Origin of the sequence: Pseudonocardia endophytica (genome assembly GCF_004339565.1) — a bacterium.
Classification (GTDB): Bacteria; Actinomycetota; Actinomycetes; order Mycobacteriales; family Pseudonocardiaceae; genus Pseudonocardia; species Pseudonocardia endophytica.
On the sequence record NZ_SMFZ01000001.1, the window covers coordinates 1,913,497 to 1,937,970 of the forward strand.

General features: G+C 72.8%; 22 protein-coding genes and 1 pseudogene. 9 read left to right on the plus strand and 14 right to left on the minus strand.

The window, feature by feature from the left end; translation table 11 throughout:
- Window positions 1–27 precede the first annotated feature (27 nt).
- The 6 genes from EV378_RS08535 to EV378_RS08560 all read right to left on the minus strand — a co-directional run bounded on the left by EV378_RS08535 (window position 28) and on the right by EV378_RS08560 (window position 8,642).
- Window positions 28–906 (minus strand): type IV toxin-antitoxin system AbiEi family antitoxin domain-containing protein, encoded by an 879-nt coding sequence (locus EV378_RS08535; protein WP_132422433.1) that lies wholly within the window; start codon window positions 904–906, stop codon window positions 28–30.
- A gap of 637 nt (window positions 907–1,543) precedes the next feature.
- Window positions 1,544–2,695, minus strand: coding sequence for an Rv3169 family protein (locus EV378_RS08540; protein ID WP_207908613.1), 1,152 nt, complete (start codon window positions 2,693–2,695; stop codon window positions 1,544–1,546).
- A gap of 14 nt (window positions 2,696–2,709) precedes the next feature.
- Window positions 2,710–4,344, minus strand: a complete 1,635-nt coding sequence (locus EV378_RS08545) for a PEP-utilizing enzyme (RefSeq protein WP_132422435.1) — start codon at window positions 4,342–4,344, stop codon at window positions 2,710–2,712.
- Between the two features lie 8 nt (window positions 4,345–4,352).
- Entirely contained in the window at window positions 4,353–5,549 is a 1,197-nt protein-coding gene (locus EV378_RS08550; RefSeq protein ID WP_132422437.1) for a hypothetical protein, read from the minus strand.
- Window positions 5,546–5,920: a PEP-utilizing enzyme gene (locus EV378_RS08555; protein WP_132422439.1), complete on the minus strand. Its 375-nt coding sequence runs from the start codon at window positions 5,918–5,920 to the stop codon at window positions 5,546–5,548. Before EV378_RS08555 ends, EV378_RS08550 begins: the two co-directional genes overlap by 4 nt.
- 121 nt (window positions 5,921–6,041) lie before the next feature.
- The gene (locus EV378_RS08560; RefSeq protein WP_132422441.1) at window positions 6,042–8,642 is read right to left on the minus strand and encodes an ATP-binding protein; all 2,601 of its coding nucleotides are present in this window, start codon (window positions 8,640–8,642) and stop codon (window positions 6,042–6,044) included.
- A 306-nt stretch (window positions 8,643–8,948) separates the two neighbouring features.
- Here EV378_RS08560 and EV378_RS08565 point away from each other — a divergent pair, with 306 nt between their 5' ends.
- Both EV378_RS08565 and EV378_RS08570 read left to right on the plus strand, forming a co-directional pair.
- Window positions 8,949–10,094 carry an LLM class flavin-dependent oxidoreductase gene (locus tag EV378_RS08565; protein ID WP_207908614.1) on the plus strand — a complete coding sequence of 382 codons (1,146 nt, stop codon included), beginning with the start codon at window positions 8,949–8,951 and terminating at the stop codon, window positions 10,092–10,094.
- Window positions 10,095–10,098: 4 nt separating this feature from the next.
- Window positions 10,099–10,938 (plus strand): mycofactocin-coupled SDR family oxidoreductase, encoded by an 840-nt coding sequence (locus tag EV378_RS08570; protein ID WP_132422443.1) that lies wholly within the window; start codon window positions 10,099–10,101, stop codon window positions 10,936–10,938.
- On the opposite strand, the gene EV378_RS08575 is transcribed toward EV378_RS08570, so the two are convergent.
- Both EV378_RS08575 and EV378_RS08580 read right to left on the minus strand, forming a co-directional pair.
- Window positions 10,898–11,368, minus strand: a complete 471-nt coding sequence (locus tag EV378_RS08575; protein WP_132422445.1) for a CBS domain-containing protein — start codon at window positions 11,366–11,368, stop codon at window positions 10,898–10,900. The genes EV378_RS08570 and EV378_RS08575 overlap by 41 nt on opposite strands.
- 9 nt (window positions 11,369–11,377) lie before the next feature.
- Entirely contained in the window at window positions 11,378–13,561 is a 2,184-nt protein-coding gene (locus tag EV378_RS08580) for a molybdopterin-containing oxidoreductase family protein (RefSeq protein ID WP_132422447.1), read from the minus strand.
- 277 nt (window positions 13,562–13,838) lie between these two features.
- Between EV378_RS08580 and EV378_RS08585 the strand changes: the two genes are divergently transcribed.
- Genes EV378_RS08585 through EV378_RS08595 form a run of 3 tightly spaced genes read left to right on the plus strand, consistent with a single transcriptional unit; the run spans window position 13,839 to window position 15,976 of the window.
- Window positions 13,839–14,189 carry a cupin domain-containing protein gene (locus EV378_RS08585; protein WP_132422449.1) on the plus strand — a complete coding sequence of 117 codons (351 nt, stop codon included), beginning with the start codon at window positions 13,839–13,841 and terminating at the stop codon, window positions 14,187–14,189.
- Between the two features lie 6 nt (window positions 14,190–14,195).
- A complete protein-coding gene (locus EV378_RS08590) occupies window positions 14,196–15,332 on the plus strand; it encodes a GAF domain-containing sensor histidine kinase (RefSeq protein ID WP_132422451.1) in 1,137 nt (378 codons plus the stop codon).
- Entirely contained in the window at window positions 15,329–15,976 is a 648-nt protein-coding gene (locus tag EV378_RS08595) for a response regulator (RefSeq protein ID WP_132422453.1), read from the plus strand. The genes EV378_RS08590 and EV378_RS08595 overlap by 4 nt, the downstream gene beginning before the upstream one ends.
- A 3-nt stretch (window positions 15,977–15,979) precedes the next feature.
- Here EV378_RS08595 and EV378_RS08600 read toward each other — a convergent pair whose 3' ends face one another.
- Both EV378_RS08600 and EV378_RS08605 read right to left on the minus strand, forming a co-directional pair.
- Window positions 15,980–17,629 (minus strand): sulfatase-like hydrolase/transferase, encoded by a 1,650-nt coding sequence (locus EV378_RS08600; RefSeq protein WP_132422455.1) that lies wholly within the window; start codon window positions 17,627–17,629, stop codon window positions 15,980–15,982.
- The gene (locus tag EV378_RS08605; protein WP_243653350.1) at window positions 17,629–18,252 is read right to left on the minus strand and encodes a GTP cyclohydrolase II; all 624 of its coding nucleotides are present in this window, start codon (window positions 18,250–18,252) and stop codon (window positions 17,629–17,631) included. The genes EV378_RS08600 and EV378_RS08605 overlap by 1 nt, the downstream gene beginning before the upstream one ends.
- A gap of 45 nt (window positions 18,253–18,297) precedes the next feature.
- On the opposite strand from EV378_RS08605, the gene EV378_RS08610 reads away from it, so the two are divergent.
- Window positions 18,298–18,990 (plus strand): creatininase family protein, encoded by a 693-nt coding sequence (locus EV378_RS08610; RefSeq protein WP_132422457.1) that lies wholly within the window; start codon window positions 18,298–18,300, stop codon window positions 18,988–18,990.
- Between the two features lie 37 nt (window positions 18,991–19,027).
- Here the strand turns inward: EV378_RS08610 and EV378_RS36225 are convergent.
- From EV378_RS36225 to EV378_RS08630, 4 genes and pseudogenes are all read right to left on the minus strand, one after another.
- Window positions 19,028–19,906, minus strand: a pseudogene (locus EV378_RS36225) (lysylphosphatidylglycerol synthase domain-containing protein); the annotation flags it as partial.
- A complete protein-coding gene (locus EV378_RS08620) occupies window positions 19,903–21,003 on the minus strand; it encodes a glycosyltransferase family 4 protein (RefSeq protein ID WP_243653351.1) in 1,101 nt (366 codons plus the stop codon). The pseudogene EV378_RS36225 and the gene EV378_RS08620, both read right to left, overlap by 4 nt.
- Window positions 21,000–21,398: a 6-pyruvoyl trahydropterin synthase family protein gene (locus EV378_RS08625; RefSeq protein WP_132422459.1), complete on the minus strand. Its 399-nt coding sequence runs from the start codon at window positions 21,396–21,398 to the stop codon at window positions 21,000–21,002. Before EV378_RS08625 ends, EV378_RS08620 begins: the two co-directional genes overlap by 4 nt.
- 9 nt (window positions 21,399–21,407) lie before the next feature.
- Window positions 21,408–22,388, minus strand: coding sequence for a zinc-dependent alcohol dehydrogenase (locus tag EV378_RS08630; RefSeq protein WP_132422461.1), 981 nt, complete (start codon window positions 22,386–22,388; stop codon window positions 21,408–21,410).
- 48 nt (window positions 22,389–22,436) lie between these two features.
- On the opposite strand from EV378_RS08630, the gene EV378_RS08635 reads away from it, so the two are divergent.
- The 3 genes from EV378_RS08635 to EV378_RS08645 are packed head-to-tail and all read left to right on the plus strand — an operon-like array spanning window position 22,437 to window position 24,431.
- Window positions 22,437–23,291 carry a CDP-alcohol phosphatidyltransferase family protein gene (locus EV378_RS08635; RefSeq protein WP_132422463.1) on the plus strand — a complete coding sequence of 285 codons (855 nt, stop codon included), beginning with the start codon at window positions 22,437–22,439 and terminating at the stop codon, window positions 23,289–23,291.
- On the plus strand, window positions 23,236–23,727 hold the full coding sequence (locus EV378_RS08640) for a sigma-70 family RNA polymerase sigma factor (RefSeq protein ID WP_341540439.1): 492 nt from the start codon (window positions 23,236–23,238) through the stop codon (window positions 23,725–23,727). The genes EV378_RS08635 and EV378_RS08640 overlap by 56 nt, the downstream gene beginning before the upstream one ends.
- Window positions 23,724–24,431, plus strand: coding sequence for an anti-sigma factor family protein (locus EV378_RS08645; protein WP_132422467.1), 708 nt, complete (start codon window positions 23,724–23,726; stop codon window positions 24,429–24,431). The genes EV378_RS08640 and EV378_RS08645 overlap by 4 nt, the downstream gene beginning before the upstream one ends.
- The last annotated feature ends 43 nt before the right edge of the window (window positions 24,432–24,474 follow it).

Consider the following 24,474-nt stretch of genomic DNA (forward strand, 5'->3'; position numbering starts at 1 on the left):
GGACTCGGTGGCCGATCATGCCGCCGATCAGGCGCCCCGGGCGTTGGTGCGGAGGAGGACGGCGCGGATCCGGCGCACGGTGTCGTCCGGGGTCTCGGTGAGATCTGTCCACGTGAAGCGCAGGAGCGTCCACCCGGCCTCGACGAGCGCGTTGCCCTTGCGGCGGTCGTTGAGGAAGCTCTCGGCGTCCTTGTGCCAGGCCCAGCCGTCGACCTCGATGGCGAGGCGGGAGTCGGGGAACGCGACGTCGATCAGGAACGGGCCGAACGGGTGCTGCCGGACGAACCCGGTCAGGCCCGCCTGGCGGAGGAGCCGCATCTGGAGCCGTTCGGCCGCCGAGTCGGCGCGATCCGCGCACGCCACCAGCAGAGCGCCGGCCGCGCGCATCCCGCGGGCGCCCATCGACCGGGTGTAGGCGTCGTACAGCTCGTCGAAGCCGATGTGTTTCTGCAGCGCACGGTCGAGGAACTGGGCGCCGCGGTGGATCACCGGAGCGGTCTCCAGGACGGACAGGCCCTTCGACGTGGTTGCGACACCGCGAACCAGCACGCGGTCGGCGGTGTCCAGGTCGCGGCGACGCACGGTGATCCCCGGGGGACGCTTCCGCTTCATGGTGCTCGGCACGATCAGGTCCGTACGCGGGAGGCGGCGGTCGAGCATCCCGTGCCAGTAGGAGGCGGTCGGTCCGGCGATCGTCGCGCGCGGGCCGGCCCACAGCCACGCCGCGATCACCCGTCCATGATCGGTGCGCCGGTGGCCCCCGACCAGGTAGACGCCCGGGTACAGCGGGCGCCACCGGCCGGAGGCGACCCGGTCGGAGATCGTCCGGGCCGGTACTCCGAGTCGGAGCGCCTGGGCGCGGCTCACCACGCCGTCCTGCCGGGCGATCAGTTGCTCGAGCGTCATGCAGGCAGGATCGGCACCGCTCGAGGTCGTCGGGCCCGGATCGCCGAAACCGTTCCCGCCGGCGAACACCGGGCGGCGCCGGGAACGGGTCCCTGGACGACCGCGCGCTGTCGGCGGGTCGCCGCCACCCACTCACGATCGGCAGACCGGTCCGGATCGGGGCGGGCTCTCGCCCGGATCCGGACGAAGCCGCCGATCATGATCCGTGCGAGCAGCGAAGATCGGCAGCCGGGTCCGGATCGAGGCGGAACCCCGCCCCGAACCGGCCTGAGCTGCCGATCATGCTCGTGACCGGCCCGGAAGGGAGTCCGCGCCTCCGCCGCCGGCCAGTCCGATGGCACGGCGGCTGAGCCGCTCCGGTGCCGGAAGGGAACGGCCTCGTCATCGGCGGACGGACGGCCGCTCCATCCCTCCCGGTGATCGGCAACCGCGTCGGGATCAGGGTGGATTCCCGCCCCGATCCGGACGGTTCTGCCGATCATGGCTTGGGGCCGGTCGGAGCTGGGTCGGCGGTGACGCGGCGGGCGCGGCGGGCACGGCGGGCGCGCGAGAGATCAGCACGGGGGTCCGGTTCGGGGCACCCCTCTCCCCGAACCGGACCCGGTGTCGATCAGCATCGATCAGTGTCGATGGAGCCTCACAGGAACGAGCTCTCCTTCGTCAGGCCGTAGCGCGGGTGCTCCCCGATCACCATCGACTCGAAGATGGCGTAGCCGGTGGCGTCCCCCTCCCGGACGCGGACGACGCAGTCGCGGAGCTGGTGCACCTCGCGGGCCGTCTGCGGGTCGGACACGTCGGCGTAGCGCTCGCCGTCGATGTGCTGCGGGCCGTGCCACTGGCCGTGGCGGTGGCCCTTGAAGCCGAAGTACAGGCCGCAGCCCAGGTGGAACCCGGTGTCGCTGATCGCCTCGACCTCGACCGTGCGGGTCTCGCCCCAGCCGGCGTCGAACGTCATCGTCCCGCCACGCAGGCGGCGGTTCACCGGGTCGTACTTCAGCTCGTCGCGCACGGCGTTCAGCGCGGTCTGGGTGCCGTCGGACTCGTTGACGAACCCGGAGAAGTACGTCGTCTCGTCGTCCACGACCTGCTGGTAGTGGTGGATCTCGTACCGCGAGCCGTCCGGGCGCTCGAGGTACATCGGGCTCCAGGTCAGGATGAAGTTCTGGTCCAGACGCTGGGGCTTGTAGACGTCCGGGACGGGATCGCCCACGTCCATCCGCACGCCCCAGGAGTGGTCGCGGAAGCCGAACCACTCGTCGTCGTTCACCTCGATCGTCTCGCCGTCGATCCAGACGTGCCCGCGCACGGTGGACGCCTGGTGGTAGCGCAGCAGGTCGGACTGGATGCGGAAGCCGTGCGGCTCCCGCTGGGCGTCCTTGCGCTCGAGGAACGGCGGCAGCACCCCGGTCACCGTCAGGTCGAACCGGATCGGCAGGACGTGGTTCTCCTTGAGCACGAACCGGGCCGAGCGGAGCGGCTCGATGATCTCGTAGTCCACCGGCCCGACGCCGATCCGGTCGGGTTCGAGGTCGAGCTGCCGGCTGGCCCGCACCGTCAGCTGCTCCTTGCCGCGCGAGATGCCGGCGAAGCAGTCCATGACGTTGCGGTTGTGGTACTTGCCGAGGCCGACGTCGACCTGGAGCGAGCCGTCGCGGGCGAACAGCGAGCCCCACAGCTTCTCGGTCCAGGAGATGTCCGCGTGCGCGATCGTCGCGAACGTCTCCGGTAGCTGATGGCAGAGCCACTCGTCGGCCGCGACGATCTTCTGCATCGACTGGCGAAGCGCCATGTCTTCGGTCCTCCCTACCGGACGGGCGAGAACGAGCCCGGCATGTCGTTGGCCACCAGAGCCGTACCGAAGATCGCGGCGGCCTGGTCGTCGTCGTCGAACGGATCCGGGTACAGGGCGAGCGTGTCCGGCGAGAAGTCCCAGTTCACCTGGTCGGTGACCCCGGCCAGCGCGGCGAACGGCCGCAGGCCGGACGTGTACATCCGGGTCGCCGCGAAGATCCGCTCCTCGCGGTTCATGGCCGCGAAGCGCTGGTAGAGCGTCATGTGGGTACGCGACAGCGACGTCGTGACCTCGACCCACTCCTCGGGCGAGAGCTGCCGCCGCTCGCCGGACGCGGTGTACCCGAACACGGCCGCCTCGCTGACCGCGGCCAGTAGCTGGTCCGGCTCGGTGAACGTCGTGCCCCAGTCGTTGATCTCGAACTCGGAGAACGACGACGGGTCGTACGTCAGGATCATGGTCAGGCCCTGGTACGGGGGCTCGAGGTCCTGGGCCCACGGGTAGGCCCATGCGCTCGGACCGAGCGACAGGTAGTCCCGCACGATCGTCTCGCGACCGTCCTTCCGCGGGTACGGCCCGGAGTCGCAGATCCCGACCCGCGAGTCGCAGAAGTACAGGAACGAGTAGCCCGAGACCGTCGCGTTGAGCCGCTTGAGCGCCTTCGTCCCCGCCGGGTCGAGCTGCTGGGCCGCACCCGCCAGCTCGTCGACGACGGGTGCGGGCAGATAGCGGTTCGTGAAGCCGGCGTCCTTGTAGTCCATCGTGCCGTCGCCGCGGTGCGCCAGCGTGAGCCGGCGCCAGAAGTCGACGACCGTGCGGATCTCCTCGCGCCGCTCGTCCGGTCGCAGCCTGCCCATCTGGATCAGGCACTCGCGCCCGCACAGGTAGTGGTAGGCGATCATCCAGATCCACAGCGGACTGACCTGGTTCGGCCCGTCCTTGAGCTTCCGTCCGATCTCCTGGGCCGGCATCGCCGCGTCGATGACCGCGACGCGCTCGGCGTAGGAGTGGAAGTCCTCGATCACCGACAGCGACATGTACGGCAGCATCGGGAACAGCTCGGACGTGAACCCGGAGCGCCGCGTCATCTCCGGCTTGAACGCCCGGCCCATGTGCTGCACCAGCTCGTCGAGCCGCTCGTCGGTGAGCTCCTCGGACAGCAGCGACTCCAGACCCTCCTGCGTCACGTCGACGTCGAACGGCTTGACCGCGATCTCGTCGCCGACCCGCCGCACGTAGGACCACCACGCGGCGGAGACGTCCTGTGTGGACGGCTCTGCCGCGGGTGTCGCGGGGCCGCCGACCGCGGTCCGGATCAGCCCGGACCCGTCGACGATCTCCAGAGTGACCTCGTCGCCGTCGGAGAGGTCACCGGTCAGTGCCGTGCCGACCAGGCACGGCAGCTCGAACTCCCGGGACACGATCGCCAGGTGCGAGCGCAGCGTGCCGTCCAGGCACACGACGCCCGCGAGCCGTCCCAGGATCGGGGACAGGAACGTCGTCCCCCCGGAGGCGACGACGGCGATCGTCGCCTCCAGGTCCGAGTCCAGCGAGTCGATCACGTCCTCCGGCGACCGGAAGTGCGTCACCGTTCCGGTGGTCGGGGCGAACGTGTACGACGGGGTTCCCTTACCGAGCTCTGACATGTCAGCCCTCACTCACCGAGCGGCCGGAAGCAGCCCTCGCGGTCCTGGGGCACGAACACCCCGCCGATCAGCGTCATCGCCAGCGTCGGGTCCTGGAAGCGCTCGTAGGACTCGGCGATCCGCGGCGTCACCGACCAGTCGATGTCGTCGTAGCAGCCGGCCAGCCGGGCCCACGCCTTCGTCTTCCACGCGTACATCTGGGTCGCGTAGAGGTTGCGCTCCTCCGGGTCGGTCTCGGCGAGGCGCTGGTAGAGCGCGCGGTGTGCCTTGCGGATCGCCTTCTCCGCCTCGGCGACCTCGGCCAGCTCCAGCGGGCGCAGCGTGGTGCCGTCGGTGCAGAACACGCGGGTGGAGATGATGTCGCCCTGGTAGTCGCTCGGCGTGAACCAGGCCGTGCCCCACACGTTGTTGTCCATCTTGACCGAGTTCGGCAGCTGGTGGGCGATCACGAAGTGGTGGTACGGCAGCGTCTCGCGGATGCCGTCCACCCACGGGAAGTCGCCGTCGCCGTCGAGGCACGTCTCGCGCAGCGCGAGGAACGTGCCGTCGCCGAGGTCGTACGGGCCGGTGTCGCAGACGGCCGTGCGCGCGTCGCAGTTCTCCAGGAACGCGTAGCCGGTCAGCCGGGCACCGAACTTGCGGATCGCCGCCTTCGTCGCGTCGTCGGCCGGGACCATCGCGCCGCGGATCTCGGCCATCAGCTCGTCGCCGACGACATGGCTGGAGTTGTGCGGCTCGGCGTCCATGTTGAACAGCACGCCGTCGGTGCGCATGGCGATCGTCGCCTCGCGCCAGAACCTCATGACCTCGAGCTGGTCGGCCAGCCCGTCGGCCAGCGTGTTCTCGCCGAGGTCGACGAACAGCTCGCGGCCGGTCAGGTAGTGCAGCGGCATCGCGGCCAGGTTGATGAAGCTGCGCTTGTTGCCGATCGGCAGGTCGCGTGCGACGAGCTCGGCGGGCGTCGCGTGCCTGCGGATCTCCCGCAGGCGCTCCGGCACCCGCAGGTAGTCCTCCATCATCGACATCAGGATGTAGGTGTTCATGCCGAACAGCTCGGACTCGAACACCGTCCGGGCCTGCAGCTCGGAGCTGTAGGCCGCACCGGCCTTGAGCACGAGCCAGTTCCACTCCTCGAGCGACGGCTCGTAGGACGGGTCGGTGTAGAGCGCGGTCAGGTTCTTCGGGGTGCTGATGCTCGTGGTCACGCCGACACCCCCGCCGCCACGGAGATCCGCGCCGTCTCAGCGTCGGACAGGTCGAGGACGACGGTGTCCCCGTCGGAGATCTCGCCGGTCAGCTGCGCCGCGAGCACGCACGGCACGTCGGCCTCACGGGACAGGATCGCCAGGTGCGACTCCCGGCTGCCGGCCGTGCACACGATCCCGGCCAGGTCCGGCAGGATCGGCGACAGGAACGTCATGCCGCCCTTGTTCACGAACGCGACCGTCGTCTCCAGGTCGTCGTCGTCGATCGAGAGGACGTCGGAGGTGTCGTTGAACCACCGCGCCACGCCACGTACCTCTGCGTTCGTGAACAGGTTCGTTCCGGTGCCGACCTCGTTCAGATCTGCGCTCATCGTTGAGGGGTCCCTTCCGTCCGCGGGCGAGTGCCGCCCGGGCTGTGCGCTGGTCGGAAGGTAGGAGCGGGCGCGGGGTGTGACCCAGTGCACGTAGGGGGACAGTCCGGCGCCGGGCCGGTCAGGCCCGCCTGCTCGACCAGGCGGCGAGCTGCGACCGGCGGGCGAAGCCGAACTTGGCGATCGCACGGCTGACGTGCCCCTCGACCGTGCGCGGCGACAGCACCAGCCGCGAGGCGATCTGCCGGTTCGTCAGGCCGTCGGACACCAGCCGGGCGATCTCGCGTTCCCGCGCCGTCAGCACCTCGCCCTCGTCGGGGATCCCGACGGGCACCGACCGGTCCCCGGCGAGTGCGACGACGTCGGCGCCGCCGAGCGTGCCGCCGTACCGGTGCGCGGCGTCGAACCGGAGCCGGCCGAGGTGGCTCAGTGCCCGCTCGTGGAAGTCCCGGCGCCTGCTCTGCCAGTCGTGCGAGCCGTAGAGCTGCCTGCCGAACGACGTCCACCGCGCCGACGCCGCACCGAGGAGGACGGCGGCACGTTCGTGGTCGCCGTCGGCGGCCGCCGTCCAGGCCGCCAGGTCGAGCGCGAGCGACAGGCCGATCGCGTCGTCGAACACCGCGGCGGGCGCCAGCCCCTCCGCCGAGAACCGGCGGGCGTCGTCGGTCCTGCCCTCGAGCAGCGCGACGAAACCGAGCCCGTCGACGGCGTAGCCGCGGAACCACCGGTCGCCGCGTGCCGCGCACTGCTCCGCCGTCGTGGCCAGGCGGGCGGCGGCCCGGTCCAGCGCGCCGCGGGAGATCGCCAGCAGCCCGTCGTGCACCTCGAGGGCGACGAGCAGTCCGGCGCCGTCGGGCAGCAGGTCCCGGTAGCGGCGCTCCGCGTCGGAGAACTGCGCGGCGGCGCGGGCGAACTCGTCGGAGAGGAACGCGGCGAGCCCGGCCATGTGCACGGCGGTCGCCTCGCCGAGCGGGTCGGCGATCTCCCGGGAGATCGCGCCGCTGTCCCCCGCCATCGACGCGGCCGCCTCCCGGTCACCCTGGAGCGACGCGAGCAGCGAGCACACGGCGAGCGCCCGCGCCCGCTCGGCGGTCCGACCGGTGCCCGTCGCCAGCGCCAGGTCCAGCCAGTGACGGTGCTCGGCGATCGACAGGCCGGCCACCCACAGGAAGAACGACCCGCCCGCCAGCGCGACGGCGGACGAACTCCCGTCCGGTTCCCGCAGGCCGAGATCCAGCGCGGCACGCAGGTCGGCGCGCTCTGCGCGCATCCGGCGAGACCACACCTGTTGGTCCGGACCGCACCACTGACGGTCGAGCGTGCGCACGAGACGCAGCTGCCGGTCGCGGTGCCGCCGCCGCAGGCCCCTGGCGAGAGTGGGGTCGAGCCGGTCGTGGCCGTAGCCGCGGATCGTCGCCGGCAGCGTGAACCGGACGCCGTCGCCGTCGTCGTGGCGGACCAGCAGGGACTTGGCGGCCAGTCCGGACAGACCGTCGACCGCGTCGCCGGAACCGAGCCCGTCGTGTGCGCAGACGTCGTCGAACCCGTCGAGGTCGAAGGGGCCGGTGAACACGCTCGACCGGACCCACACCTCGCGCTCGGCCGCGGTGCACAGCTCGAAGCTCCACGAGATCGTCGCCTCGAGCGTCCGGTGCCGGGCGGGCCCCGCGCGGTCGCCACCGGTGAGCACGGCGAACCGGTCCGGGAGCCGGTCACGCAGCTGCCGCAGCGACAGGACGGTCAGACGGACGGCGGCCAGCTCGAGGGCCAGCGGGACGCCGTCGAGCTCCCGGCAGATCGCGACGACGTCGGCGACGTTGCGCTCCTCGACGGCGAACCCGGGTACGACGGCGGCGGCCCGCTCGGCGAACAGCGCCACCGACGGAAACGCCACGGCGGTATCCACATCGGACTCGTCCGGGTCGCCTTCCGCCGGGAACGCCAGCGGCGCGATCCCGACGACGTGCTCCCCGCCGACGCCGAGCGCCTGCCGGCTGGTGAGCAGCACCGTCACGTCGCGGGTGCCGGCGAGCACGGCTCCGACGAGCGCGGCGACGGCGTCGACGAGGTGCTCGCAGCTGTCCAGCACCAGCAGCATCCGACTGCCCCGCAGATGCCGGACGACAAGCGCCTCCCCGTCGGTGCGCGCGTCGCCGGGCACGCCCAGCCCGTCGAGCACGGCCCGCGGCAGCAGGCCGGGGTCGCGCAGCGCCGCCAGCTCCACCACGCGCACGCCGTCCGGGAAGCGCCCGATCACGGCCCGGACCGCGTGTAGCGCCAGCCGCGTCTTGCCGACCCCGCCCGGCCCGACGAGCGTGACGAGCCGGTCGTCGAGCGCCCGCCGGACGGTGGCGACCTCCTGCTCGCGGCCGACGAACGTGGTCAGCGACGACGGCAGCCCGTCACCGGAGGTGGAGGGCGCCGGCAGCACACGACGCGCGGCGCGGACCCGGTCGCGCAGCGCCGACGCCGACCTCCGCCATCCGATCCGCCTGCCGATCTCGGCGGCACCGAGGCCGGGTTCGACGGCGAGCAGCTCGGCGATCGCGACCCCGTCGGCGTCCGGGACCGGTGCCGGGCGCGGTCGCGAACCGGGCGGAACGTCCGAGGCCAGCGCGCGCCGCACCGTGTTGCGGGACAGCCCGGTGTCACGGGCGATCGCCTTGATCGCCTCCCCGGACGCGTGCCTGCGACGGACGTCCCGCCACTGCTCGTCGCGCATGCGCACCGTCCCCGCCCGCCGTCCCCGGTGACGGCGCCGCGCACCCAGACTGGCACGCCGGTGCGGGGGTCCGCTGCCGCCGTCGGTGGCCCGGCGGCGACGGCGGGCGATGGACCCCCCGCCGGCCCCGACCCGGACAGAACAGCGTCGTCGCAGGTCGGGGGGCCGCATTACGGCGATCTGTGGCCCCGGTCACCCGACTTGCCCGGGTAGGCGTTTCCACGCTCACCACGCCCCGCACGGCTCGGACACGGTGGAGGAGACCCGGCACGCGCCGGTGCACCACCGACGACAGGGAGGTTCGAGGTGGAGTTCGGATTCCTGACCCAGGGCTGGCTGCCCGAGTCCATCCGCGCAGGCGACCCGGACGCCGAGCACCGCGCGCTGATGGACGACCTGGAGGTCTGCCTGGCCGCGGAACGCGCCGGGTTCAAGTACATCTGGATCTCCGAGCACCACTTCCTGGACGAGTACTCGCACATCTCGTCGAACGACGTGTTCCTCGGCGCGCTGGCCGGCCTCACGTCCACCGCGCACATCGGCTCCGGGATCTTCAACCCGCTGCCCAAGGTGCACCATCCGGCCGCGCTGGCCGAGCGCGTCGCGATGCTCGACCACCTCACCGAGGGCCGGTTCGAGTTCGGCGTCGGACGCGGAGCCGGCAGCCACGAGGTGCGCGCGTTCCAGACCGACATCGACGACGTCTCGGAGACGAAGAAGATCTTCGAGGACGTCGTCCCGCAGTTCAAGCACATGTGGCTGAACGAGGAGTACCCCGGCTACTCCTCGCGGTACTGGAACATGCCGCCGCGCAAGGTGCTGCCGAAGCCGTACGGGCCGTTGCACCCGGCGATCTGGTACGCGGCGGGCAACATGACCAGCTTCGAGATGTGCGGCCGTCGCGGCATGGGCGCGCTCGGGTTCTCGCTCGACGAGCTCCCGCGCACCGAGGAGGCCATCAAGATCTACAAGGACGCCGTCGCGAAGTGCGACGACCCGATCGGCGCCTGGGTGAACGACAACCTGATCGTCGCGAACGGGTTCAACTCGATCGCCGAGGACCGCGAGACCGCGCGGCGCGACTTCCTGGCGCCGGGCGGGAACAACTACCAGATGAGCCAGGTCTTCCGGTACCACGACACGTTCCCGCGCCCGGAGGGCTTCCCGCAGTGGCCCGAGGTCATGCCGGACCTGACCGAGGAGGCACTGGACGCGTTCCTCGGGCTCGGCGCCGCGATCGTCGGCGACCCGGACGACGTCGTCGCGCAGGTCGCGCGCTGGGAGGCCACCGGTGCCGACCAGTTCCTCATGCTGCGCGGCGTCAAGACGAAGGAGCAGACCCTGCGGATGATCAAGCTGATGGGCGAGCACGTGATCCCGAAGTTCGACAAGGAGCCGGGTCACCGCACGACGAAGCTGCGCGCCGAGGCCGCGGGCAGGGTCGGGGTCTGATCGGATGGGATACGACCTCAGCGGCAAGGTCGCGCTCGTCACCGGCGCGGCGCGCGGTCAGGGACGGTCGCACGCGATCCGGCTCGCCGAGGACGGTGCGGACGTCATCGCCGTCGACCTCTGCGACCAGGTCCCGACGACCGACTACCGCGGCTCCACGCCCGACGACCTCGCCGAGACCGCCGCCGAGGTGGAGAAGCTGGACCGCCGCATCGTCACCCACCGGGCCGACGTGCGGGACCTGTCCGCGCTGCAGGCGGCCGTCGACGACGGCGTCGCGCAGCTCGGGCGGCTCGACATCGTGGTGGCCAACGCGGGGATCTTCTCCAGCGCGCCGATCCACGAGCTCACCGAGCAGCAGTGGGACGACATGATCGGCATCAACCTCACCGGGGTGTGGAAGACCGTGCGTGCCACGGTCCCCACGTTGCTCGAGCAGGACCGGGGCGGGTCGATCATCCTGATCAGCTCGACCGGCGGGGTGCAGGGCTTCCCGAACTTCGGGCACTACGTCGCGGCGAAGCACGGCGTGATCGGCCTGGCCAGGACGATGTGCAACGAGCTGAGCCCGAAGAACATCCGGGTGAACGCGATCCAGCCCACCTCGGTGCTCACCGACATGATCGACCACGTCGACATGTACCGGCTGTTCCGGCCGGACCTCGAGACGCCGACGCACGACGACTTCCGGGAGGCCCTCCTCGGGGCCATGAACGTGATGCCGACCCCGTGGGTCGAGCCGCGGGACATCTCCAACGCCGTCGCCTGGCTGGCGTCCGACGAAGCCCGCTTCGTCACCGGCATCACGCTCCCGGTGGACGCGGGAGCGTTGCAGAAGATGTGAGGGAGGGGCGCGTGAGCTCCCCACGGGCGCGCACGCCGTCGTCGTCGCAGAAGCCCCGGCCGCTGCGCTTGAGGCACAGAAGCCCGAGGAGCCGCCTCTCGTCGTCGACGACGGCGAGGCGGCGGATCCGGGCGTCGGCCATCCGGCGGTGGACGGCGGCGAGGTCGTCGCGGGGCCCGACGACGCGTCCGTCCAGCCGCCCGGCGTGGGCGGCCGCACCGTCGCCCGCCCCGGCGAGGTCGGCCCCCTCCACGACGGCGAGCAGGACGCCGCCGTCGACCACGAGCAGCGCGTGCACGTGGTCGTCGGCCAGCAGCGCGCGGGCGTCGGCGACGGACGTCCGCGGACCGCAGGTCTTCGGGAAGCGGAGCATCGCGTCCGCGACGGCCGGTGGCGCGGCCGTCGCGGACGCCGGAGCAGCGGAGAGCACGAGGTCGTCTCAGCCCGCGACGACCGGGTCCTCGACGCGTTCCACCTCGACGAGGTTGTCCGAGAAGACACCGGCGTTGCCCATCTCGTTGTGCCGGTCGAGCGTGATCGTGTTGACGGTGCTGCCCGACGCCTTGTTCTGCCAGTGCCCGACGTTGGCCATCACGAGGCCCTTCATCACGACGTCGTCGAGCACGGCCGGTCCGAAGAACGACCCCCGGTCGTTGAACACCTTCACGACGTCGCCGTCCGCGACGCCCCGCTCGGCGGCGTCCTCCGGATGGATCCACACCCGCTGGTCACCCTGTACGTCCTGCTTGTCGACGGCGTTGGCGTACTGGCTGTTGAGGAACGCGTGCGGCTTCGGCGAGACGATGCTGAGCGGGTAACGCCGCGCGAGCTCGGGGTTCGACGACGGCGACTCGAACGGCGGGACGTAATCCGGCAGCGGGTCGAGCGGACCGCCCGGCTGCATCTTGTCGTACATCGAGCGCCACACCGGCACGACGAAGTTGCCGCCCTCGGCCAGCGACGACCGGAACTCGCACTTGCCGGACGGAGTCGGGAAGTTGCCCTCGGCGTGCGGGGCACGCTCCCCCGGCAGCCCGACGTTCAGGCGCGCCCAGCCGGTCTCCTTCAGCGAGTCGAACGTGATGCCCTGCAGCGCTGGCGCGTCCCAGTCGTGGAAGTCGCGCAGCATCTGCTCGTCGGTGCGGTCCCAGTAGTCGTCGGTGAAACCCATGGTCGCGGCCAGGCGGCGGAACAGCTCCGAGTTCGGGACGCACTCGCCCGGCGGCGCGATCGCGGGCTGGTTCAGCGAGATGTAGAGGTGCCCCCAGGTGACCATGATGTCCAGCTGCTCGGCCTGCATGGTGGCGGGCAGGACGATGTCGGCGAACTTCGCGGTGTCGTTGACGAAGTGGTCGCTGACCACGGTGAACAGGTCCTCACGGGCCAGGCCCTCCATCGTCTTGGCCTGGGCGGGACCCTGCGAGACGGGGTTCGAGTTGTAGACGAACAGCGACTTGAGCGGCGGGTCGAGCTCCATCTCGCCGGTCAGTGCCATGCCGAGGTCCAGCTCGTTGATCACCCGGGTGCCCTCGGGGATCCACTCCGGCATGCAGATCCTGTCGAACAGCGTCGGGAACTCCCAGATCGGCATCTCCATCGTGCCGCCGCCGACGTGCCGCCAGGCCCCGACGAGCGCGGGCAGCGACGTGATCGCCCGGATCGCCTGCCCGCCGCCCCGGCTGCGCTCGATCGCCACGCCCTGGCGGATCGCGGCCGGCTGGCTCGTCGCGAACTCGCGGGCGAGCGTGCGGACGTCCTCGGCGGGAATCCCGGTGATCTCCTCGACGCGCTCCGGCGGGTACTGCGCGGCACGCTCGGCGAGCTCGTCGTAGCCGACGGTGTAGCGCTCGACGTAGTCGGTGTCCGTCAGGCCCTGGGCGATGATCTCGTGGATCAGACCCATGGCCAGCGCGCCGTCGGTGCCCGGCCGGATCCGGATGTGCCAGTCGGCCTGGCGGGCGGTCCTGGTCCGGACCGGGTCGATCACGACGATCTTGGCACCGTTCTCCTTGCGCGCCTTGAGCAGGAACGGCCAGCCGTGCAGGTTCGTGCTGGTCATGTTCATGCCCCAGACGACGATGTAGCGCGAGTGCGCCATCGACTCGATGTCGAGACCGCCGGTCCCGCCGACGGTCATGTGCCACGCCGTCGAGGAGCCGGACTCGCAGTAGGTCTTCTCCGCCACGCTGGAGCCGAGCCGGTTGAAGAACGCGTCCCCGGACGTCAGACCGTTGAGCACGCCCTGGTGACCGAGGTAGGCGTGCGGCATGATCGCCTGGCTGCCGTACTCGGCGATGATGTCGGTCCACCGCTGCCTGATCTCGGCCAGCGCCTCGTCCCACGTGATCCGCTCGAACTCGCCCGCGCCCTTCGGGCCGACCCGGCGCATCGGGTACAGCAGGCGGTCGGACTGGTAGTGGTGCTCCGGGAAGTTCTTCAGCTTCACGCACAACCCGCCGCGCGTCATCGGGTGGTCCGGGTCGCCCTTCACGTCGACGAGCCGGCCGTCCTCGACGTGGAACAGCATCGCGCAGGTGTCGGGGCAGTCGTGCGGGCACGCTCCGCGGACGATCGTGAGTTCGCGGCCGGTGCCGACGGAGCCGGCTTCGGGGGCGAGTGTCATGGTGGGCCTCCGCGCGTCGGGGTGATCAGGCGACCTCCAGTCACGCAGCGATCCATTTCCTCCGCATTGCCGACCGGTAACCGCCTGTAAATCGGCCCCATTCCACCCGGCTCGTATCTGCATCTGCCGATAGTGCAGGTCACGGTGCCGTGACTTCCGGTATCAGCGGCGTAAAAGGCTCCCGGCAGCGCGCATTACCCGCAATTGCAGATGGGGGCGCGCCGCTTTCTCGGATAGCGTTCCTCTCGCCGGAGTCGCGCCAATCGAGGAGAAGAGCATGACCGTTCAGACGACCGAGTACGCCCGTTCGGTGGCGACCGCAGAGGAGTGGGAGCCGTTCGTCGTGGGCGGGGAGGCCATCGGAGAGGTGCACTGGGTCCGCACCGAGGGCGCCGAGGGCGCCACCCTGCACGTCGGGCTGTGGCGCTCCGACGAGCAGAGCTTCCCCTACCCGTTCACCGCCGACGAGACGATCCACGCCCTGGAGGGCGAGCTGGTGATCGACCTCGTCGACAGCGGCGAGCAGGTCGTCCTGAAGCCCGGCGACATCGCGTCGTTCACGAAGGGCACGAAGTCGACGTGGACGGTCACGTCGCCGTTCAAGAAGCTGTTCGTGATCAGCGGCTGACCGGTCGTGTGCTACACGGTCAAGTCCATCGAGGACGTGCGGCGGCTCGTCGTCGCGACCCGTGGGCTGTCGGCGCTCTCCGACGGCACCACGCTGCTCGCCCGGGCGTGCCGGCGGATGTCCGAGCTGGTCGGTGCGGACACGGTCGCGATCGCGCTCTACGACGGCGCGGACGCCCTGACCGTGCAGGCCGCGGAGGGCGCGGCGCCGACCGGGATCCGCCTGCCTCGCAACGCAGGGATCGGATGGCGCGCCCTCGAGCGTTCCATGCCGGTCACCACCGGTGACTGCTCGGCCGACCCGCTCGACGGCCTGACCGCATCGCTGGTGCCGGACGGCGTGCGCGGCCTGGCCGCGGTGCCGCTGACGTTCAACGAGAACTGGCTCGGCGTGCTCTACGCCGGGATGCGGGACGGCCGGGTGGCTCCGCGGACGACGCTGCTGATGACGGAGTTCGGGGCCTCACTCGCTCCGTTGCTGGTCACCGCGCTGCACGCGGACCGCGCGGGCGAGATCGCGGTCGCGCAGGACCGGCAGCGGATCGCCCAGCAGCTGCACGACACGGCGGGCCAGCTTCTCTTCCGAATCTCGTTGTCGGCCAGAGAGATCCAGCAGTGCGCGGCCGCGGACCCGGACGGGGCGGTCGCCGCCGCACGGTCCATCGAGGACGCCGCCGCCCAGGCGTCGGGTCACCTGCGTGAGGCCATGCACAGCCTGCTGCCCGCCGCCGACGCGCTGCCGGTGACGTTGCGCCGCGACGCCGCGGGGTTCGCCGAACGCACCGGGATCGTGACCGAGGTCGTCACGCTCGGCACGCCCGCGCACGCGGGCGCCCACGTCGAGGGCGTCGTGGTGTCGGCGCTGCGGGAGGGCCTGCACAACGTGGAGAAGCACGCGGGCGCCGGCGCCGTGCTCGTCTCGCTCGCCTACCAGTCACACCAGCTCACGCTCGCGATCGAGGACGACGGCAAGGGCCTGCCCGACGACGTCGACCTCCATCCCGTCCCGGGACGGTCGGCGGGCCTCGGCCTGTCCGGTCTGCTGCAGCGGGTGGCCGCCGGCGGGGGCACGCTGCGCCTGGGGCGCAACGACGACGGCGGCACCAGCCTGCGTGTCTCGCTGCCGTTGGTGGAGCACACGTGACCGTGCCGACCACCGCCCGGACGCACACCGTCCTGATCGCCGACGACCACCCGCTCGTCGCGCACGGCATCGAGCGCGTCCTGGTCGGCGACGACTTCGCGGTCGTCGCCGTCTGCCACTCGGGGGCGGCGACACTCGAGGCCGCGCCCCGGCTGCGGCCCGACCTGGTGCTCCTCGACGTCCGGCTGGGAGACATGGACGGCGCCGACGTGTGCCGGCGCCTCGGCGACGAGGTGCCCGGCGCGCGCGTCGTCGTGCTGACGGCGTTCGGCGACGCCGGGCACCTCCGCCGCTGCCTGGAGTCCGGGGCGGCGGGTGTGCTGCTCAAGGGCACGCTCGACCTGGACCTCGCCCGGGCCCTGCGCGACGTGCTGGACGGCCGGATGGTCGTCGACGCCGGCGTCGCCCGCGAGCTCGAGACGGCCGGCGGGATCCTCGCGACACCCGGCGGGCCGCAGCTGCGCCCTCGTGAGCTGGACGTGCTCCGCCTGATGGCGGCGGGAACGACCACCCGCGAGATCGCCGGGACGCTGGGGCTGACCGTCAACACCGTGCGGACGTACACGCAGTCACTGATGACCCGGCTGGACGCCCACACCCGCGTCCAGGCGATCGTCCGCGCCCAGCAGCTGCGGCTGATCTGACGGCTACCGGGCGAACGCCGACAGGAACCGGTCCCGCACGTCCTCCATCCGCCACACCGGAGCGTCCGGACCGGGCTTCAGGCCCGGCTGCCACCCCCACCCGGAGATGCGGTCGAGGACCGTCGGGTCGCGCGCCACGATCGTCACCGGCACGTCCTTCGACGCGCCGGAGCCGGTCACCGCCGGTGTGGGCTGGTGATCGCCGAGGAAGACCAGGACCGTGTCGTCGTCGCCGTGCAGCTGCAGGTAGGAGACCAGGGTGTCCAGCGAGTACGCGATCGACCGGCCGTACTCGGCCTTCATCTTCAGCGGGTCGTCGTAGCCGACCGGTCCGGGGTCGGGCGCGTGGGACTGGGCGTCGAAGACGGAGCCGTCGCCGATCCCGGACCAGTCCACCGGCTGCGGGATCGGGCCGAACGGCCAGTGGCTGGACAGCAACGGGATCTCGGTCATGAGCGGTCCACGGCCGGGGCGGCCGTGCTCGAGGCGTTCGTAGGCGGCCAGCGTGTACTGGTCGGGCGTGTGGAAGCCGCCGAAAGCGGTCCCGCGGTAGCCGAGCGACTCGTAGGGATGGACCCGGTCGAAGTCGTAGACCCGGCCCTCCGGCCAGGGGCCCGACGTCCCGGGCATCACGGCCGCCGTCTCCCACCCGGCTTCCTTGAACGCCCCGCTCAGGGTCACCCGGTCGCTCCCGGCGAACTGCTCGAACTGCTTCTGGTTGGAGACACGCAGCCCGGACTGGAACGTCGCGTGCGCCATCCAGCTCCCGCCGCCCGCGATCGGCGAGGTCAGCCAGGCGCTGCGCGCGGAGAACCCGGACGCGGCGAGGCGGCGGGTGCCGTCGTCGAGCGTCGGGGTCACCGACGGCGCGATGGCCGGGTCCTCGACCGCGCTGCGGCCGTAGCTCTCGACGAACGTGACCAGCACGTCCTTGCCGCGCAGACCACCGAGCAGGTCCTTCCCCGGCACGCCGCGGTACGGATCGGTGGCGAACCGGGCGGCGAACGCGCGCTGGTCGGCGATGCTCTGCGGGATCTGCTGCGCCTTCTGCGTGATCAGCGACGCGACGCTGCGCGACGCCAGCGGGACGGGTGCGACGAGCTGGGCGCCGAGCGCGGCCAGCGTCACCCAGCACGCGGCGAGCACCGCGACGGTGCGCAGGCCGGTGAGCCGGTGCGGCCGGACCACGCGTGCGAGCCGGCGTGCGGACAACGCCATCAGCACGGCCAGCGCCACCGCGAGCAGGCACGCGACGACGACGGCGGCGACCGCGGCCACCGACCCCGCCGAGTCCTCGACGAACGACACGCCGCTCCCGACCTGCGCCCAGTCGGCGATCGGGTCGAACGGCCGGCCCAGCGCCGCCAGGAAGCCCATGTCGATCGCGCGGAGCACGGTCAGGCCTGCGAGCAGGACGCCGCCCGCGGTCGCCGCCCGACGGCCCGCCCGCGGCGGGAGCACCAGCACGAGCAGCGCCGCGACCAGGCCCTCGACCGGCAGCCGCAGGAACGCGGCCGGCCCGAGCTGGCCGATCTCGCGGGGCAGCACGAGCGCCACGAACAGCAGCAGCGCCGCACCGGCGGTGAGCAGCCGGCTCCGGTGGCGGGGCTGCGACGGGGCGGTCCGGACCGGACGGGGGAGCGTCGTGGTCATCAGTGCGCCGGATCCAGATGCGGGAGCCGATGGCCGAGCCGGTCCCGCTTGGCCGTCAGGTATGCGCGGTTGTGCTCGTCGGCCGCTTCCAGCAGCGGCTCCATCCGGGACACGACGACGCCGTGGCGGGTCAGCGCCCGTTCCTTGTCCGGGTTGTTCGTCAGCAGCCGCACGGACGCGACACCGAGGTGGCGCAGCACGCGGGCGGCGGCCCGGAAGTCGCGCACGTCGACCGGGAGGCCCAGCGCCGTCGCGGAGTCGACGGTGTCCAGCCCGGCGTCCTGCAGGACGTGCGTGCGGACCTTGGCGAGCAGGCCGATCCCGCGGCCCTCGTGACCGCGCAGGTAGACGACGACGCCGCAGTCCTGGGCCAGCACCGCGTCCACCGCCGAGTCGAGCTGGGCGCCGCACTCGCAGCGCAGCGCGCCGAACACGTCGCCGGTCAGGCACTCCGAGTGCACGCGGACGAGCACGTCGGTGGCGCCGCGCGGGTCGCCGTGCACCAGAGCGAGGTGCTCCGCGCCCCCTTCGTGCTCGCGGAAAGCAACGGCGCGGAACCGCCCGCGCCGCGTCGTGAGCTCGGACTCCGCTGTCTCGAGGCGGTCCTGCTCCGGTATCTCCACCGTGTGTCCTCCCTGTCGTCCGACGGCCGTGGCACGCTCCGCTGCGTGGAGCTCCTCCCGGCCGACACCTCCCCCGATGTCCATGAGCGCTCCGCCGATGTGGCGGTGCTGCCGATCGGCAGCCTCGAGCAGCACGGGCCGCACCTGCCGCTGACGACCGACACCGTCGTCGCGGCGACCGTGGCCGCCCGGATCGCGGACGCCCACCCCGTCCGCCTGCTCCCCCCGGTCACGTTCTCCTGCTCCCACGAGCACGCCGCATGGCCGGGCACCGTCAGCCTGTCCGCGACGACTCTCGTCGCGATCGTCCGCGACGTCGCGGACTCGCTGCGGCGCGACGGCGTCCGGACCCTGGTCCTGGTCAACGGCCACGGCGGCAACTACGTCCTGGGCAACGTCGTGCAGGAGGCCTCGCTCGGCCCGCTGCCGATGGCGCTGTTCCCGCAGGTGCACGACTGGGCCGCGGCCCGCGTCGCGGCCGGGCTCGTCACCTCCGACGAGGCGGACATGCACGCCGGGGAGCTGGAGACGTCGGTCCTGCTGCACTTCCACCCCCACCTGGTCAGGCCGCACTACGCACGGGCCGACCACGACGCGGAGCACCGGCCGCACCTGCTGAGCCGGGGGCTGCAGGAGTACTCGGAGTCCGGGGTCGTGGGACGTCCGTCGCTGGCGAGCGCGGAGAAGGGACGGGCAGTGGTGGCGAGTCTGGTGTCGTCGTTCGCCGCCTACCGGTGAGCAGCACGATCCCGCCGGGCAGGCACGCGACGAGCCCGAGCGTCCCGTACAGGACGGCCGTCGCGAGTCCTTGCGCCGCAGGGAGTCCGACGGCGGCGAACCCGGCCGCGAGCGCTGCCTCCCGCGGGCCCCAGCCGCCGACGCCGACCGGCAGGCTCATCGCGAGCAGGCCCAGCACGAGCAGCGGCAGCAGCTCGGCGAGCGGTGCCGTGACCCCGACCGCGCGGGCGGCGAGCACGAACGTCGCGACGTAGCCGGCGAGCGCGCCGGCCGAGGCGAGCAGGACGCCCGGGTGCACCAGCAGCCGCAGGCCACGCAGCCGCGAGCGCAGGAACCAGCCCGCCACCAGGAGCGCGGCGACGACCGCCGCGGCGACCCAGCCCGTCGCCGACGTGACGCCGGCCGCCTCCAGCAGCGTCGGCCGCAGCGCCAGCACGACCACGCCGGCCCCGACCAGGACCACCTGGCCGCCGAGCCGGTCGAGCACGACCGACCGCACGCCGCCGCCCAGGTCGCCGACGCGTCGTCCGTGCCCGACGGCGCGTTCGACGTCGCCGAGCACCCCGGCCGGCAGCACGGAGTTGAGGAACGTGGACCGGTAGTAGGCGGCGAACGCGGACCGGCCGTCCAGCGGCTGCCCGAGCCGGCCGGTGATCAGGCACCAGCGCCAGGCGTTGCAGGAGATCGACACCGCACCGAGCGCGACGGCGGCCGCCAGCGTCGGGACGTCCAGCGCGCGCAGCCCGTCGAGGACGGGGCCGGCGCCGACCTTGGACGCGACCGCGACGACGATCGCCACCCCGGCGACCGGCTTGAGCACGCGCAGTGCTCTCGCCACCCGGCCGGCTCCGCCCGCGCCCGACCCCGGTGTCGTCCGCGCCCGACCGGCTCCGCCGGTGACGGCCGGCCCGGTCACGAGAGCACCCCGTCCAGCAGGCGGGCCGTGACGTCCCAGCCGTCGAGCCGGGAGCGACGGGCGTGCGCGGCCTGCCGCGCGGTGGCCCGCAGGTTTGCGTCGGTCAGCCAGTGCCGCAACACCTCCGCCAGAGCGACGGCGTCGTCCGGTGGCACGAGCAGGCCGGGGACGCCGCCGCCGGGGGCGCGGCCGAGTGTCTCCGGAACACCGCCGGTCGCCGACGCGAGCACCGGGATCCCGCGGGCCAGCGCCTCGGTGACGACCATGCCGTAGGTCTCGGTCCGCGAGGGGAGGACCAGCAGGTCGGTGTCCGACCAGACGTCGTCCAGCTCGTCGCCGGTGATCGCGCCGGTCACCCGCACCCGGTCCCCGAGCCGCCCGGCCGCCTCGCGCAGTGCCACCGCATACCCGGGATCGCGCCAGGGCCCGCTGATCCGTGCCGTCCACCGCAGGTCGGTCAGGGCACCGAGGGCGTCGACGAGCACGTCGTGCCCCTTGGTCCGGGTGTGCGCGCCGAGCGCGAGCAGGCTGGAGCCGTCCGCGCGCACCGGCGCCAGCGGTGCCGGATCGACACCGGGCGGCGCGACGTGGACGCGGCCGATCGGCAGCTCGTGCAGCGCGGTGACCCGGCCTGCCGCCCACGAGCTGGTGACGACGACGGCGTGCGCTGCCCGCAGCACGGCGTGCTCCCGGTCCGACCGCCAGGCCGCGGTCTCGGCGTCGAGGCCGTGCTCGTCGCCGAGCGGGAGGTGGACGACCACCACGATCCGCAGCCGCCGGCACTCGGGCACGACGACGTCCGGCACCCCGCACGCGACCAGGCCGTCGACCAGCACGTCGGCGCCGTCCGCGACGGATGCCAGCGCGTCGGCCAGACGGTCCCGCGCGGCGGCGTCCGGGTCCGGCCAGTCGCCCTCGACGAGCAGCTCGGCCACGGCGCGCCCGACCCCCGGAAGCGCCGCGCACAGCCGCCGTCCGTAGACGTTGCCGCCGCTCGGTGCCGACGGATCGTCCACACCGGACGGAAGGACGGCGTGCACGACACCGCGGGCCAGCCGGAGCGGCACGGAGACGCGGTCGGTGCGGACGGCGCTCACAGGTCACGCTCGTAGCTCGCACTGGCCACGTGCGACTCGTGCAGCGTCACCTCCACACCGGACAGACCGCGCGCCCCCTCGCCGAGCGCGCCGCCGTGCACCCGGGCGACGAGCCGGTCCGCGACCACCCGCGCCAGGAACTCGGTCGTCGTGTTGACGCCCGCGAAGTCAGGGTGCTCGTCGAGGTTGCGGTAGTTCAGGTCCGCCAGCACCTCGCCGAGCTGCGTCGTCGCGAGCCCGATGTCGACCACGATCCCGTCGGCGTCCAGGTCGGTGCGCCGGAACGTCGCGTCCACCACGAACGTCGCGCCGTGCAGCGCCTGCGCCGGTCCGAACACCTCCCCGCGGAAGCTGTGCGCGACCATGACGTGGTCCCGGACGGTGATGCGGTACACGAGGCCTCCCTACGGATCGCTGTAGGAGACACGCACGCAGAGCGCGGGAGGTTCACCGGCGGCCATCCCGGCGAGGATCGCGGGCAGCTCGTCGAACCGGCACTGGCCGCTGACCAGGGCGTCGAAGCGCGGATCGGCGAGCAGCTCCATCGCCAACGTCATTCGTTCGGCGTAGCCGCGACGGGACGCCCTGCGCGGCGACACGGTGCCGACCTGGCTGGCGCGCACGGTGAGCCGCCTCGAGTGGAACGCCTCCCCCAGCGGCAGCTCGACGCGGCGGTCGCCGTACCAGGACAGCTCCACCACCTCGCCCTCGACGGCGAGCAGCTCCAGCGCGCGGGACAGCCCGGCCGACGTCGCGCTCGCGTGCACGACGAGGTCGCAGTCCCCGGCCGCGTCGTCGGGGTGCGCGAACCCCACGCCGAGCGCGAGCGCGACGACCGCACGGGACGCGTCGACGTCGACGAGCTCGACGCGCGCGCCCGGGATCCCGGCGAGCACCCCGGCCACCGCGGACCCGACCATCCCCCCGCCGATGACCGCGATCCGGTCCCCGACCAGCGGTGCGGCGTCCCACACGGCGTTCACGGCCGTCTCCACCGTGCCGGCCAGCACGGCGCGCTCCGCCGGGACGTCGGGCGGCAACGGGGTGACGGCCGGGGCGGGCACGACGAACCGGTCCTGGTGCGGGTGCAGGCAGAACACGGTGCGCCCGACGAGATCGGCCGGCCCGTGCTCGACGTCGCCGACGGCGAGGTAGCCGTACTTGACCGGTGCCGGGAAGTCGCCCTCCTGGAACGGGGCGCGCATGGCGGCGTGCTGGCTCTCCGGCACCTCGCCGCGGAACACGAGCGTCTCGGTGCCGCGGCTGACGCCGGTGAAGCGGGTGCGGACGACGACGTCGTCCGGGCCGGGCTCCGGGAGCGGGGCCTCGCGGATCTCGGCGCGGCCGGGCTCGGTGAGCCAGAGCGCTCTGGCCGTCGGGGACATCGGGAACCTCTCCGTGAACCGGATCCGCCCGGCGTGCGTGTACCGGGCATGACGCTTCCCCCGACCGTCACCGTATCGGCCCGCGGCGCCGACATCATCACCTGCGCCGCGGCCGTCCTCCTGCTGGTCAGTGCGCTGGGCCCGGCGGGGGTCGGCCCGTTCGGGCTGCTCGCCGCTACCGGGAACGCGGTCGTGGTGCTCGTGCTGCTGGACGGGGCGCTGCGACGCGCGGGGCGGGACACGCTCGGCCCGGCCGATCGGGTGACGTTGGTGCGGGCGCTGCTCGGCGCGTGCGTCACCGGGTTCGTCGTCGACGGGCTGGTGTCCGGCTCGCCGGCGGTCGCCGCCCTGGTCGCCGTCGCGGCCGTCGCGCTGGCGCTGGACGCGGTGGACGGGCAGGTCGCCCGCCGCACCGGGACCGTGTCCGCCGTCGGTGCGCGGTTCGACATGGAGTCCGACGCCTGGTTGATCATGGTGCTGTCCGTCCAGGTCGCGACGGAGCTGGGCGCGTGGGTGCTGGCGATCGGCCTGATGCGCTACGCGTTCGTCGCGGCCGGCCGGGCGGTCCCGTGGCTGCGCGGCCCGCTAACCCCGGCGCGCGGCTCGAAGACGATCGCCGCCGTGCAGGGCGTCGTGCTCGCGACCGCCGCATCCGGGCTGATCGGCGTGCTCGCCGGCACCGTGCTCGTCGCCGTGGCGCTGGCGTTGCTGTGCTTCTCGTTCGGCCGCGACGTGGTGCGCCTGCACAGGGCGAAGGCGATACCGGTCGTCGTGATCCCGCAGCAGCGCACGGTGGGTACTGTCTCCCACCGTGCCGCCCGAGAACGCCGAGACGCATCTGCGGCGGGTGTTCGACGAGCACGGGCGGGCCATGCAGATGTATGCGACCCGGTTGCTGGGTGATCCCGTGGCGGCCGAGGACGTCGTGCAGGAAGCCCTGATCCGGGCCTGGCGCAACCCGGACGTGTTCACGAACAGCAAGGGCTCCGTGCGCGGCTGGCTGCTGACCGTCGTGCGCAACATCGTGATCGACCGCAGCCGCCGGGCCGGCGCCCGCCCGCCCGAGGTGGCCGAGGACGTCGACCTGGCCGAACGGATCCCCGGCCAGCGCGACCACGCCGAGGACGTCGCGGACAAGCTCGTCGTGCACGACGCGCTCGGGTCGCTCTCCCCGGAGCACCGGGCCGTCCTCGAGCAGCTCTACCTGCACGGACGCAACCTGGACGAGACGGCGGCCGCTCTTGACGTGCCGAAGGGGACCGTGAAGTCGCGCTCGTTCTACGCGATCCGGACGCTGCGCGAGCGGCTCGCACACCAGCCCGGTGAGGCCGGCCGATGACACCCCCGATCGAACCGGCCCACGATCCCGAGGAGCTCACCGCGCACGCGATGGGCCTGCTCGACGGCCCGGAGGCGGCCGCCGTCGAGCAGCACCTGCGCGGCTGCGCCGCCTGCCGTCGCGAGTGGACGGAGATCAGGGAGACGGTCGACCTGGTCGGCTCGCTCCCGCCGGAGATGTTCGCCGACGGGCCGCCGTCGAGCGACCTGCCGTTGCGCCGGGCACTGCGCGAGGTCCGCGACGAGCCGGTGCGCCACCGGATGCCGCGGCGCAGGCCGGTCGGACGGCTGCTGGCCGTCGCGGCCGCCGCGCTCGTGCTGGTGGTCGGCGGCGGCCTGGTCGGGCGCCTGACCGCACCCGAGCCGTCGGCGACGTCGGTCGCCGCGGGCCCCGGTGCGATCACGGCGTTCGGTCAGCAGGGGACGGTGCGGATGACCGCGTCCGTCGCGCCCGCGGCCGGGTGGGTCCGGGTCGCGACCGAGGTCCAGGGCATCACGCCCGGCAAGCGCTGCACGCTGGAGATCGAGAACGCGGACGGGAAGGTCGAGCCGGCCGCGTTCTGGATGAGCGCGCCGCCGCGCGAACCCGGCCGTCCGACGCCGGTGGCCGGGTCCGCGATCATCGACCCGGCGTCGGTCCGCGCCGTCTCCGTCCGGGACGACACCGGTGCCACGCTCGTCCGCGTCCCGCTGTCGCTGACCTGACGCCCGGGAATCCGGCCGAGAGGCGCTGAGGGCTGCTCCGAGC